The sequence below is a fragment of the Streptomyces spiralis genome (assembly GCF_014654675.1).
Classification (GTDB): domain Bacteria; phylum Actinomycetota; class Actinomycetes; order Streptomycetales; family Streptomycetaceae; genus Streptomyces; species Streptomyces spiralis.
Map to the genome: position 1 here is coordinate 1 of NZ_BNBC01000014.1, position 13,016 is coordinate 13,016.

Here is a 13,016-nt window from a genome sequence, read left to right on the forward strand (position 1 = left end):
CTCATCCCCACGACCACATCAACGAGCGGACAAGCCGACAGTCACATGATCAACAGCCTTTTGTTAGAGCCAGTTAGTGCCAGCCCACTTGGGCGTAAAGCAGCCGATGCTAGGGTCCTGTCGATCGAGTTACGGGGGATAGCAGGTGTTCACAGTTTTCACGGCTGCAGTGTTCATCCTGCTGGCGCCGCACGCGCCTTGGTACATCAACCTTCCTATCCTCCTCGTCGTGGCCGTCTCCTTCCTCGCGGACACCGCATCGAAGAAGAGGCACGTCCGGTACCTGGCCTTCGGCTACCTCCTCCTCATCGACGTCGCCGCGCCCTACGAGACGAGCCGGAAGGACGGCTGGAACTGGGTCGCATGGGTCGACCTGGTCCTCCTGCTGGCGGCGACCCTCGTGGCGGCGCTCTTCGTCCTGTCCGGTCAAGAGAACGCCGGCAGCACCCGCCCGGCACCCTTGCCGGCGGTACGCAACCGGCCGGTTCCGGCACCGCGCCGACGCCCGGCGCGAGTCGCTGCCCTGCGTCGGCAGGCGGAGCGGGCCGCGTCCCGCCGCCGCTGACCGGGGAGGTCGAACAGGCGGATCTTTTGCTCAGGGAGGACTGGGATCATCCGTGGATACTCCGGGTTCCTCGTTTTCTCCGGCGCCTCTTGACCGAGGCGCCGGCGGTGGTAACGACACCGGCGTCGGACCAGACGACGTGGCTGGAGAAACACGGTGTCGTGACGGACGAGATCACTCCCTGATCTGCTCCGTCTCTGATCTGTGCCCGTGCAGTCGATCAACGCTGCGACCTGCGACTTAGCTGGCGGTGTTTGTCAGCGTTGGTCGTCGTCGAGCGCCCTCGTACGGCCCACGGGCGGCCCGGCTCCAACGGCTCTTGCAGGTGACAGGATGGCCGGCATGCCCCTGCCTGCACCAAAGGATCTGACCTCGACGGTCCTGCGAACCGACTTCAGCGATGACGCGGCCTGGTCCGCAGTACAAGCAGCGATCGACGCGGCAGACGGCTATCCACACGCCACGTACGTCAGTGATTCCCGCTTCACCGACGTGAGCATCCAGGCGCTGATCGACGAGGAGGCCGCCACCGAGGAAGACGACAGGCTCACCTACGTGTTCCTCGCGGATGCGACCACGATGACCGACCCTTCGTCTCCGCTCCTGGCCGTCGACCTCTACGACGAACCTGGACGGACATTCCGGGTCCCGGCCCGGTGGTACCCCGAGATTTCCGCCAATCTGAGCATCGCCAACATGGACTTTGCCGACTTCGCCGATGCAGCTGACGGTACAGGGACGTTCCGCGGTTGGGGCGACGACTGAACCGGTCCGTTCCCTCATGGGGTGCCCTCTGCCTGTGAGGACGGCGCCTCGGGGATCGTCTGTGCCTCACCCGACGACAGTCAGCCACGCTGGCGGCTGAGCCGACCGATCAGGCGCGCGTGGGCCTTGCTGCGCGTGCTGCCCGGCCGCTTCAGCGGGAAGCTCGCGACCGTAGTTCCGCGAGCACGGGGGTTAGCCGCGAGAGTTGCGCCGCTGGCGTCGCCCCGGCGCACCGGCTCGAGCGGGGCCGTCGATGCTGTTTCTCGGCATTTGATGGGCCGATGCGGACTTCCACGGAGCACGGAGGCAGGCAGTGCTATCGCCGCAGTTCCCGCAAGGACCTGTGCAAGAGGCCACTTGGACAGGGAAATTGCAACTTCGACATGGCTCGCAGGGGCAGCTACCTTCATCTGGTCTTCGGTGGTCGCCACGGTCGCACAGGGGTTCCTTGAGGCCGGGCCGGCCGCGACGGGATGAGTCGGTCATGCCCCACGAACCATCGCCCCCATGCGCAAGCAACCGAACCGGGTCCACGCCAGGCAGCCCCAACCAGGGAGAGACGCATGCCCCATCTTGCTCTGTACACATTCGGCGTCCTGAAGTCACCTCTCGCCGATCCCGCACCTCTCACGCGCGAGTTCTACGACATTGGTGAAGCCGTCTACCGGAAGATGAGTCAGCACCCCGGGTACCTCGCTCGTGCTGAAGCGGTAGACGGTGACCGGGGCATGCTCTTCGAGGCGGACTGGGGTGCATGGGGAGAGTTCGCCGTACCGCCTTGGTACGGCAAGGGCCGTACAGTGGAAACGACCGCCCTGGCCGCGACTCTCTCACTCTGGACCGACCTGGGCTCGGCCTTCGACGCCGTCTACACCGGTCTGCACCGTGAGGCGCTGAACAGGCGTTACGACTGGTTCGAGAGGACAGGGCACCCAAATCACGTGTTCTGGTGGGTCTCCGACGGCGTGATACCCACCTGGCGGGACGGGGTTTCCAGGCTGGAGCACCTCCACGACCACGGCACCGCGCCGCACGCCTTCACCTTTCACGACTCGTTCGCCCCGGACGGAACTCCGACCAGGATCAAAGGCATCCATCGGGCCGAAGAGCGACCAGGTTCGCTGAACAAGGAAGCCTGAACGACTGGATTCGCTGTCAAACGCCTCGATTGACTGACGGCGAACAGCAATGGAAGGGCCTGGCTTTGTTCACGAAAACCCGGTTGTCGTGAACAAAGCCAAACGCTCCGACTCCCCGTCACGGACATGTGGCCTATGAGTCGTCGCGTTCAGAGCCGGTTCACGAGCTTCTGCAAGCGCGACCGGCAACGAGCGCTGCCTCTGTCACCTGTGGTGCCACTACACTCCGCCTGGCACCACAGGACGTACACCAACTGGCCGAAAGCGAACGGGGAGTGGCATGGCTACGGGGGGATGGGGGCCGGGAAACGGCCCGGGCCAGCCGGGCGGCAACGGACCGGGAGGCCAGGGCGGCTGGGGCGCTCCCTACGGACCACCGCAGGGAGGCCCGTACGGTCCGCCACCACCGAATCCGGGCCCGTACCCGTACCCGAACCAACCTGCGTACCCCTACGTCCCCCAGCCCACGAGGCCCGCCGCCCGGCGCCGCCGCGGCTGCCTGTCGTTGGGCTCTCCCTTCGGGCTCGTCGGCGCGATCCTGCGCTCCGCGCACCGCGTTGCCACCAGGCTCTTCGCGCAGGAGGGCGACGGCCGGATCGAGGACCGCACCGTGGACCGCGTCCAGTTGGCCCGTACGGTGCTCGGTGCCGCCGCCACCATCGCCCTGATCCTCGCCTACAACGTGGAACCGAACCGCTGGGAGGACGCGGCGTACGGCGGTGCCGCCCAACTCATCGTCGCCCCGTTCGTGCTGATCATCGCCGCGCCCCTGGTCATCATCGGATTCATCTACTACGCGCCCCCGCACCTGCGGCCGCATCTGCGCTCCCGGCTGCGCGCTCCGCTCAAGGCGGTCGGCTGGTACGTGCTGACGTTGGTCGTGATCGGCGGGATCCTCGTCCCGACGGCCCTGACCGTCAACGCCGACGACGGGAAGAGCTGGTGGGAGTACGTACTGGCCGTCGCCTCGCTGATCGTGATCGTGTGGGGCCTTCCCTTCTTCTTCATGGCGTCGCTGTACTCGGCCCGCAGTGCCTTCAACAGCGCCCAGGTCCACCCGATGCTGCCGCCCGTGCTCACCATGACCCTGGTGTGGGTGTTCGCGGCCTTCAGCCTGATCGGCGACGGCATGCCGGCGGGCCCGCCCGTCGTCCAGTTCTGCTCCGCGCTGGGCGGGCCGCTGTCGCTGACCGCCGTCTCGCTGTGGGAACTGCGGCGGATGAGGACACGTTTCGGCGTCACCCTGCGCGCCTGATCCGCCTTCGCCGGGCCCCGCTCCCAGGAAAAGCGCGGACCTTCGGTGAGGGGTCCGCCTCCGCTCGTTCGATGTCGGCAATCCTCGGCTCCCGCATCCGCAGTTGGGCCGGCGTCACCTCGGCTCTTCCTACGACTGTCGTTAGTAGGCGTCAGTGGTCGCCACTGAGCGACGTCGGACGGCCATCCGGCTGTGAGCTACCACTGTCACCGTTCCGAGCCCCTCACTCCGAGCAGACCGTCCATGGCGATACGTGCCGCCGCCACGACGGCATCGAGGCGATCACCCAGGTGGGAGCGGACCTGAAACCCCTCTCCGTCGGTTCCGTGGGGACATCGATCGCCCCTTACCAACGCGTCCGACAAGGGTGGCTTCATCCCTGCCTCAAGGGGCACACGACCAGTGAGACCTACGGAGGTACGGAGATGAGCGCCGGAGAACGGGCCAAGGCAAAGGCCGAACAGATCGTCGGAAAGACCGTGCGGACGGCGGCCCACGCGGTGCACAAGGAAACCCTCGCGGCGAAAGGCGCCGCTCTCGAAGCACGAGGCAAGATGCGGGGCGCGAAGGAACAGACCAAGGGCTCCTTCAAGCGCTGAGCGCGCTGCCGCAGGCTTGAACCTGTACCAGGAACGGCTGAAGGCCCAGGGAGAGGGAAACAACCTCTTGCCCGGGCCTTCGGCGTTCTGAGCGGGCGTCAGGAATCGAACCCCGCGTAGCCGGTGCGGAAGAGTGCGTATGCGGATGACCGCTGAGCTGGCGAGACGCTGACCTGGACATTCCTGGGGGGCTTGCCAACGTTCCCCGTTATTCCCCGCCGTTCGCCATCTGACCGGACACGCAGGGGACACGACGTCGTTCGTCCGACTTTTCCCGTTCGGTACCCTCGCGCCCGGCACGGGTGTGGCACGCCTGTCCCGTTCACGGAATCCTGTGGAGTCTGGCCGGTGCCGTCCGTAGTCTGAGCGCATGGGCCATGCAAAGACCTCGTAGGGTTGGGCGATCACGTGCGTGACCAGTGGATTCCCTACTATCGGTAGGGCGGGTCGAACTCACCCCTGTGGACCACGGTTCCCCCGTGAGTCCCTGTCCGTTCTGGCACGAGAGTGGCACGGTTCGGTACCGCGACTTGGGCCGCTCGATAGGAACTAGGGGTAGCGGCCCCTGAGTTCTGTCCTGCTGGTCAGTCGGTCGACAGGGACTGCCGGCGGTCGGCTGGGGTCTCCATGGTTGCTGTGTTTCGCTGGTGTCCCGCACCCTCAAGGCAGTTGCTGAGAACGCGGCGGCACACTGGAATGAGTGACGGGTCCGACAGCCCACGCTTGGGCAGAGCGACAGAGGGTTTGCCTGAGTGGTCCATCAGTACGAACTGGCGGTCGTACTCCACCAACTCACTGAACGTCGACCAGGCGTAAGTATGCGTAACGCCTTCTGTGCTCACGGTCAGAGCTTCCTCGGTGATCACCTCCTCGTGAAGCCGCCGCAAGGTAGAAGAACGGTTCCAGACCCTGCGTGCGCTGCGGCGGAGGCCCCAACGCGAGGAGAGCGCGATTACCCGGTAGCTGTAGCCCACGAACATCACCGCGCAGACCAACGTGATGAGCGAGGTGTCAGGCGGATAGCCGGAGCTTGTCCAGGGCGCGCCGAAGATCACCGTCAGCGCCAGGCTCACCCCTGAATTGACCAACGCTCTGTTGCGTGAGCGGCGCCATGTGGGGGAGTTGGCAGCCAATTCCGCGATGTCGTCGCTCTCCGGCACGTAGCTCAGCGTCAGCGCTTGCATGCCCTCGCCTCAGTGATCCCGATGGTGTGAATTACGGATCATAGTGACGTCAGGTGAACACAGCTTTTGCCAAAGCAAGGAACTCAGGCCAGATGTATCCCTGGTATCCCTCGAACGCTGACGGGTCGCACTCCTTCAGTCGGCGGCCGGCTCTTCCAACTCTGCCAGGACAGCGTCTTCCTCGTGGTCGTCCGCGTTGAGGAGCAGATCGCAGGTATCGACACGCAACCCTTAGTGGTGGAGGCACTGACTCCAGAGGACGACAGAGGAGCTGGCGAACCACGGCTCGCCGTCCGGCTGAATGTGGTGGACGGCTCCCGTATCCGGCTGCATGGCCCAAGCGGACGTCAGGACTGCGTTCGGCCGGTCCGAGATCTGGTCCTCAGCCATGAGGTAGAGCAGCCGCCCATCAGCGGTTGGCAGTTTTGGCTCCGTGCCCCGCTGAAGGCACACCCGCGTGAGAGCCGTTGTACTGGCGCTGCACGCCGACAGTGGGGGGTGCCCTTCTTAGTCGCTCACCGACTTCCAGGCCACGAACACCCGAGACCGTCCGCCAGGCCCGGCCGGGGCCGTGCCGCGCGCAGGGCGCGGAGCGAGCCGCCCAGGGCACGGCCCGCTTCTGCCTCGTCGGCCGGCGTCGTGCGCGGACGAGGCCGGCCCGGCCCCGGAAGCGGGGCCAGGCCGGCTCGGCGTGCAGAGCGCGCGGGGTTCAGCAGGAGCCGAGGTCCTGCCAGACGCCCCACTCTCCGGTGGTTCCGGGCTCCTCGCCCTGCGTCCACCACTTGGCCTTCCAGTTGTGGCCGTTCCACGAGACCGTGTTGCCGCCGGTGTAGACCTGCGAGGAGTTCCACGCGGCGATGGTGCAGGTCGAGCCGCCACTGGTCCCGCCGCTCGTCGTGCCACCCGTTGTGGTCCCGCCGCTCGTCGTGCCGCCGGACGTCGTTCCCCCTGTCGTCGTACCGCCCGACGTCGTACCACCCGACGTTCCCGAGCCCCCCGCGTACGCCATGAACGCGTCGGTGAACGCCAGGCTGCTCTGGCTGATCTCGCTGCATGTCGACAGCGAGTTGGCGCTTCCGCTGCACGGCTGGTCGCGGTTGATCGACCAGAACGCCAGCCGTCCGACGCCGTGTTGTTCGGCGAAGTTCTCCACGGTCGCCGCGTCCGCCAGCGTGAACGTCGAGCCGTCGTCGTTCTTGCCGATCATCGGGGTGATCCCGAGGTTCGCGTACGTGTAGCTCGAGTCGACCGACTGCATCTGGGCCAGCGTCGCCTGCGCGGCGGCGATCGAGCCCTGGCCCATCTCGGTCCCGGTGCCCGAGTAGTAGTCCATGGTCATGATGTTGACCACGTCGATCTTGATGCCCGCGTTCTTCGCGGCCTTGAGGATGTTGACGCCGTCGTTGGTCAGCCCGCTCGCCAGGACCGGCAGGGTCATGGAGAACTGCAGGCTCGGGTTGGACGCCTTGAGGTCCTTCATCGCCTGCATCTGGCGTGCTGCGGCGGCGGTGTCCGCCACCGCGGCGCCCTCGACGTCGAAGTCCAGCTGCGTGACGCCGTAGTCGTTGATCAGGGCCTGGTACCCGGCGTCGATCGAGCTCTGGGTCGTACACGTCCAGGCCAGCGGCAGGCCGCTCGCGCCGCCCGAGGAGATGATCACGGACGCGCCCTCGGACTTCGCCTTGGCGATCAGCGGGTCGGTGTAGGAGTCGTTGCCGATCGGGAGGGTGTCGCCCCAGATCTGGTTGCAGCCTGAGCCGAGTACGAAGGCCGCCGTGTACGCCTTGAGGTTGTGGCCCGTGATGGCCTTGTCGAGCATGCCTTCCTGGCTGTTCGACATGTCGACGTAGGGGGCGACGGAGTAGACGCCGGCCGACGCGGCCTCGCCGTCGGGGGCCAGGGCGAGGACCGCACCGGCGGTCACGAGGGCGAGCGCGGAGGCCGAAGCCGCCATTTTGGCAAAGTGCATGGGAGTCCCTCGGGCATGGAGTGGTGGGGTGGGGGAGTGCAGGCGATGTGGGAGAGGAAGGGGGAGGGAGGAAGTGGGGGCAGCGTCAACGGCCTTGGAGGGACCTGACGTTGTCGCCGAACGTCCAGCCCTTCGAGCCGTCCCAGTTCAGCGACCACGTCATGAGGCCCTTGAGCCCGCCGCTGAAGGCGTTCCACGACTGGCTCACCAGGCTCGGCGCCATGTAGCCACCGCCCGCGCCGGGTTGGGCCGGCAGGCCCGGGACCTGCTTGTCGTACGGCACCTTGATCGTGGTGCCCTGGACGACCAGTCCGTTGTTCAGGCACGTGGTCTGCGCGGTGAAGCCCGCGACCGTGCCGGCCTCGTACGAATCGCCGGAGCAGCCGTACATGCTGCCGTTGTAGTACTGCATGTTGAGCCACCACAGGCGGCCGTTGTCCACGTACTTCTTCACGATCGGCAGGTACGCGCCCCAGATCGAGCCGTAGGTGACGCTGCCGCCGGTGACGTACGCGGTCTCGGGCGCCATCGTCAGGCCGAATCCGGCCGGCATCTGCGACAGCACGCCGTCGATGATGCGCTCGAGGTTGGCCTGGGAGGCGGAGAGGGTGTTGATGTTGCCGCTTCCGGACAGGCCGGTCTCGATGTCGATGTCGATCCCGTCGAAGTTGTACTGCTTGAGGATCGGCACGATCGTCGCCACGAACCGGTCCGCGACCGCCTGCGAGCTGAGGTCGATGCCGGCCGCCGCGCCGCCGATCGACATCAGGATCGTGGCACCCGCGGCCTTGGCCTGGCACATCTCGGCGGGCGTCGGCACCTTGACCCCCGTGTCCATGCCGTCCTGCCACTGGACGGTGCCGTCGGAGAGGATCACCGGGAAGGCGGCGTTGATGACGTTGTAGCCGTGCGCGGCGATACGGCTGTCGGTGATGGGGATCCAACCCATGCCTGGGTGGACGCCGTTGGCGGCGCCGTCCCAGTTCTCCCAGTAGCCCTGCAGGACCTTGCCCGACGGCCTGGGCTTCGTCGGGCAGGTGCTGCCCGGCGGGGTCGTAGTGGGCGGCGGAGTCGTGGTGGGGGGAGGAGTCGTGGTGGGCGGTGTCGTCGGCGGAGTTGTGGACGGGGTGGTGGGGGGTGTGGTCGGGGTTCCGCCGGGTCCGGTGAGCACCACGTCGTCGGCGTAGTAGGCGGGTTGGCCGTACCAGCCGTGCAGGTAGATCGTCACCGAGGTGGTGTTGGCGCCGGTGGTGAAGTTGACGCTGAGCCGGCCGTACGAGGAGTTGCCCGGCGTCCACGTCGACGGGTCGCTGCCCGCGCCGGTCCCGGTGGCGCCGAGGTAGACGTAGGAACCCTGGACGTAAGCGCTCAGCGTGTACTGGGAGTTGGGCTGCACGCTGATGGTCTGGGAGCAGTGCGCGTCGTCCTGGCCGGACGGCGTGGCCTTGAGGGCGCCGGAACCCGAGTGCACCGGGCTCGTCACGGCCGCCGCGCCGGACCCGGCCGAGCACGTCCAGCTCGAAAGGCCGCTCTCGAAACCGGAGTTGGCCACCAGATTGGTGGTGGCGGCGCCTGCCGAGCCGGAGTTCACCAGGGTGAGGCCGGTGCCGATCACGGCGACCGCGCCGGCGCCCGCGAGGACGCGCTGCGCGACGGTTGAGCGTGGGGCGGTGCAAGGGTGACCGGTGCCGGCCGGCCCTAGAGGACGCAACCTCCGACGGAACATGCTGTGCTCCCTTCTCGCCACGTGCCATGGGCATGGGCAAGCTGTGGAGGGGCGTGACGCCCGGCTCTGGGTGAAGTGGAGACATGCGGCCGTGTGACCGTCGGGATCGTAGGGTCGGCGGCAGGGCGCGTCAATAGGTCTGGACCAAAGGCGCGGTGAGCCGTGTCCTGCGGTGCCCCGCGATGCCATGACCTGACCGGTTTCCGTACTCTCCCTGGGAGTACGGGACCTGCCGCCGTTGCCCGACGCGATCGCGGCAGGCGCCATCGTTTTCCGGCGGGCCGCTGAGCCCTGTGCCTGCGGCGGCGGTGGTCACCAGATGTCCGGAGTCGGGATCGCCCGGCTGAAGTCGCCCGCCCGCAGCGCATCCGTCGGGATGGACCAGTGCATCCAGCCGCCGTCGCCGCCGATCCACCACTCGTCCTGTCCGGAGAGCTGGAGCAGATGGTGGTAGACGTTCGGGTCCTCACCGCCGGGCATCCATGGCCCGCTTCCGGTGGGGTACACCGGCCGGCCGAAGGCGATGTCCTCGGAGTCGAGCGCGCCCGGCCGTTGCCCCCACTCGGGGAACAGGTCCGCTATGTACATACCGGGCATGGCCCTGGCCTTGTCGTCAGCCTCGGGGCCCAGGTCGAGGTGGTCCCAGGCCGGGTCCCAGGTGTCGGGAAAGGCGAACCCGGCCGACGCCGCCCACTGCACCGGCGCGAAGACGCTCGAGCCGGAGGGCGGGTCCGTCTCGACGGCGTGAGCGGAGCGGGCCGCGATCACCCTGACCACCTGCGGATCGTTGCCGATGAACTTGCCCATCAGTGCGTCGGCGACTGGGTCGCGCTGCTCGGATTCGAAGTCGAGGCAGAAGAAGTTGAGCAGGCCCGTCCCGGGCGGGAGGAGACCACCGAGCCAGGGGGCCAGGGCGTCGGTGTCGAGGACGGCGAGCAGGCTCAGCGGGAAGCCCTCGCAGGTCGGCCAGGGCGTGCCCGGTTCGAGCATGGCCCGGCCGCCGAACCGGCTGTGGCCCGCGGCCTCGCCGGGTCCGGCTGCGGTGAGCGCGAAGCCGGGGCGGGCAAGGCCGACGAGGCGGGTGGCGAGTTCCACGCCGACACGCTCGGCGCAGAAGTCACGCAAGGCGCTGAGCGTGGTCTCCGGATTCATGTCCATCCAGGCATCCAAGCACCCGCCTGTGACAGGGCCACCTCCGCCGAAGTCGGCATAGGTCGCGAAGTCGACGGCTCCACCACTGGCCGGCGCCATCGAACTCCCGGCGTTAGCGTTAGGGACTCCTTGAATCGATGTCGGCACGCGAGACTCAACGTCGCGCTCGCGTGGTCATGAGCCGTCCGTCGGTCGAGAGCGGTGGGTTCGTGATGACGGGCAGGTGGTGTCGGGTGAACAGCTCCGTGCAGAGTTCGACACGATTGCCGACACCGGTCTTCGCGAACACCTTGCGCATGTGGTCATTGACCGTCTGCTCCCGAATGTGCAGGGAGTTCGCGATCTCGGCGTATGTGCGGCCCAGGACGACCAGTTGGGCGATCTGGCGTTCCCGGGGTGTCAGCCCGTAGCCGTTGAGGACGAGAGCGGTCAGGGACGCGGGCCGGCTCGGCGTCAGGGATGCGATGATCGCCTCTTCGCCTGCCGGAGCATCAGGCCAGGCGCTGATGGTGAGCCAACGTCCGGTGCTGAGGTGGACGCGGGCGGACACCGGCTGCCCGGAAAGGCTGTGCCGCGCGCGGCTGAGTACCGCTGTCAGGGTGTGGTTGGTCGACGCACCGGGAACGCGGTGCCGTTCGGAGATCTGCGAGAGCCAGTAGTCCGCGATCCGGCTGACGTAGGTGATCCGTCCCTCCGGACTGGCTATGACCAGGCCGGGGGCGTCCGGGACCTCGGTGTCGTCGATGCCTTTCAGGAGCAGGGCTCTGCGCAGGTCGGTGGCGACCGGGGAACTGATCGCCTGGGCACGCTCCACGTCTTTCGCGGTGAAAGGTGTCGAGCGCTTCGCTCGGCACAGGACCAGAAGGCCCCACGTGTGGCCGTCCGCTTTGAGGGCGACGCGCAGTTCGTCGGCCAGCCCCGCAGGCGAGAGAACGTCCTGGAAGTAGACGCTCTGCGCCAGGTCGCCGCGTGTCGAGGCGCTGAGCAGGCTACTGGATGTCGGGCGTCTCGCGAGGACGCGGATGTTGTCCACGCCGATCTGCTCGCCGTGCTCGATCTCGAACAGGCGAGGCATCACCTCGGCGGGGAAGCCGTGCTCGTGCAGGCCGCCGGTGTCCAGGAGGGTCGCCGGATCGAGCATCACGGCGCACCACACGTCAGCCGGCACCTGACGCAGCAGGGAGTGGGCGGCGGTGTTCAGGACGTCCAGCGGCTCCGCTTCCGCTGCGGCGGCCGGTACGTGCTCGTCGGTGGGCAATGCGACTGAACTTCCCCGTGTGGATCCGGAGTTGCGTACGCGGCGCGGGAGCATGCCCGGAAGTGTACGGCCGTATCCCAGATGCATGGGATGTCGCGATGATGTGTTGTGGCCGTATCGTGAACAAGCTGGTCGGTCCGCTTCTGAACCTCGACGACGTCCGCCGGCAGCCCGACGCGGCCGGGGCGAACCACGCACCACACGCGCCGCTGAGGTCTTCGGCCGTGAGCGCTCTTGGAGAACACCAGTCAGGGGGTGGTTGCTGTGCTCGAGCAATTCCACGACGCGAAGAAGAGCGCGAAGTCCGCGGTCAAGAGCGCCACGAGAGCAGCCGGCGTCGTCGGCGGTGCGGCGGGCGCACTGCCCGTTCCGATGGTGGATGTCGCAGTGATCGCTCCGATCCAGATCCACATGATCCGGTCGATCGCCGATGCCTACGGCCTCCCCGAGTGCGAGCGCGCGGCCGTAGGGCCGATCTCCCTCCTGCTGGGAGCCGGTACGGCGAAGCTCAGCCGAGCCGCTGCGGAGCGAGCCACGCACATGGTTCTGCGTCAGTTCGCGAAGGTCTTGGCCGAACGGGCCGTCCGGTTCGTGCCCGTGGTCGGCGCGGCCGTCGGCGCGACCATGTCCGCGACCGTGGCAGTTGCCGCGACCAAGGCCCTCGGCGAAGCGTGGATCAAGGTCTGCGAGTACGCCTTGAGCAATGAGCTCAAGAAGCTCGACGCCTTTCTCGAGTCGGACATGGGGAAGCTCCTGATCGATGTTCTGAACAAACTGGGATACAAGGCGCTTCTCGACACCCTGATCACGGACGCGAGGCTCCGGCAGAAGATCGCCGATCTGAGCGGCAACTGAAACGGCCTCCATCAAGCACGTCACTCACGCGGGGAGTTCACAGATGCCCTGGTCGATCGTTCCCAGCATGGCAGCCGGCCGCATGGCGGGAGCGGCGGGCCGTCGTCTCGGCAGGCACATCTCCACTGCCCTGAAGCTGTCGCAGGAGGGGGAGAACTTCACCGTCAGGCTCTGCGGTGCCGTCCTCGGCGGTGCGGCGTCCGCGATCGTGTCCGCCATCCTGGTCGACCCGGTCGGCCTGGCCGGAGCCGCCGCGGCGAATCCCGACACGTTCGGCGCCGACGCGGCGCCCACCGCGCATCCGACGTCTCCCTCGAACGGCGACACCCCCCATGGCGGCACCACCCCCCACTTCGGGTACGAGGGCCGCTATCCGCAAGGCGTCGACCACAACGGCAACAACGTCATCCAAAGCAGCACTGGTGGCCCGGTCCTCAAAGACACCGGACAGCCGGTGGACCCCGGAGACGTCACCTGGAGCTGACTCGACAGCAGTACTGCCCGTTCATGCGCAGACGGACACGGACACGGGTGACAAGAGCGCGAGGG

At 67.4% G+C, this 13,016-nt stretch carries 12 protein-coding genes; 7 read left to right on the plus strand and 5 right to left on the minus strand.

What is annotated here, in order from left to right; translation table 11 throughout:
- Positions 1 to 229 precede the first annotated feature (229 nt).
- The 5 genes from IE318_RS16285 to IE318_RS16305 all read left to right on the plus strand — a co-directional run bounded on the left by IE318_RS16285 (position 230) and on the right by IE318_RS16305 (position 4,323).
- Positions 230 to 565 (plus strand): hypothetical protein, encoded by a 336-nt coding sequence (locus IE318_RS16285; protein WP_189900973.1) that lies wholly within the window; start codon positions 230 to 232, stop codon positions 563 to 565.
- Between the two features lie 333 nt (positions 566 to 898).
- Entirely contained in the window at positions 899 to 1,330 is a 432-nt protein-coding gene (locus tag IE318_RS16290) for a DUF6924 domain-containing protein (RefSeq protein ID WP_189900975.1), read from the plus strand.
- Positions 1,331 to 1,893: 563 nt separating this feature from the next.
- Entirely contained in the window at positions 1,894 to 2,469 is a 576-nt protein-coding gene (locus IE318_RS16295) for a DUF3291 domain-containing protein (protein WP_189900978.1), read from the plus strand.
- A gap of 505 nt (positions 2,470 to 2,974) precedes the next feature.
- The gene (locus IE318_RS16300; protein ID WP_229903545.1) at positions 2,975 to 3,724 is read left to right on the plus strand and encodes a hypothetical protein; all 750 of its coding nucleotides are present in this window, start codon (positions 2,975 to 2,977) and stop codon (positions 3,722 to 3,724) included.
- A gap of 425 nt (positions 3,725 to 4,149) precedes the next feature.
- Positions 4,150 to 4,323, plus strand: a complete 174-nt coding sequence (locus tag IE318_RS16305) for a hypothetical protein (protein WP_189900982.1) — start codon at positions 4,150 to 4,152, stop codon at positions 4,321 to 4,323.
- A gap of 584 nt (positions 4,324 to 4,907) precedes the next feature.
- Here IE318_RS16305 and IE318_RS16310 read toward each other — a convergent pair.
- From IE318_RS16310 to IE318_RS16330, 5 genes are all read right to left on the minus strand, one after another.
- Complete coding sequence (locus tag IE318_RS16310) at positions 4,908 to 5,507, minus strand: YcxB family protein (RefSeq protein WP_189900984.1); 600 nt, start codon at positions 5,505 to 5,507, stop codon at positions 4,908 to 4,910.
- A 709-nt stretch (positions 5,508 to 6,216) separates the two neighbouring features.
- Positions 6,217 to 7,476 carry a chitinase gene (locus IE318_RS16315; protein ID WP_189900986.1) on the minus strand — a complete coding sequence of 420 codons (1,260 nt, stop codon included), beginning with the start codon at positions 7,474 to 7,476 and terminating at the stop codon, positions 6,217 to 6,219.
- Between the two features lie 85 nt (positions 7,477 to 7,561).
- A complete protein-coding gene (locus tag IE318_RS16320; RefSeq protein ID WP_229903546.1) occupies positions 7,562 to 9,202 on the minus strand; it encodes a carbohydrate binding domain-containing protein in 1,641 nt (546 codons plus the stop codon).
- A gap of 312 nt (positions 9,203 to 9,514) precedes the next feature.
- Positions 9,515 to 10,360, minus strand: coding sequence for a DUF1963 domain-containing protein (locus IE318_RS16325; protein ID WP_229903547.1), 846 nt, complete (start codon positions 10,358 to 10,360; stop codon positions 9,515 to 9,517).
- Between the two features lie 148 nt (positions 10,361 to 10,508).
- Positions 10,509 to 11,612 (minus strand): LuxR C-terminal-related transcriptional regulator, encoded by a 1,104-nt coding sequence (locus IE318_RS16330; RefSeq protein ID WP_189900988.1) that lies wholly within the window; start codon positions 11,610 to 11,612, stop codon positions 10,509 to 10,511.
- A gap of 234 nt (positions 11,613 to 11,846) precedes the next feature.
- Between IE318_RS16330 and IE318_RS16335 the strand changes: the two genes are divergently transcribed.
- Together IE318_RS16335 and IE318_RS16340 are read left to right on the plus strand one after the other, a co-directional pair.
- Positions 11,847 to 12,467, plus strand: coding sequence for a DUF697 domain-containing protein (locus tag IE318_RS16335; protein ID WP_189900990.1), 621 nt, complete (start codon positions 11,847 to 11,849; stop codon positions 12,465 to 12,467).
- A 67-nt stretch (positions 12,468 to 12,534) separates the two neighbouring features.
- Positions 12,535 to 12,951: a hypothetical protein gene (locus tag IE318_RS16340; RefSeq protein ID WP_189900992.1), complete on the plus strand. Its 417-nt coding sequence runs from the start codon at positions 12,535 to 12,537 to the stop codon at positions 12,949 to 12,951.
- The last annotated feature ends 65 nt before the right edge of the window (positions 12,952 to 13,016 follow it).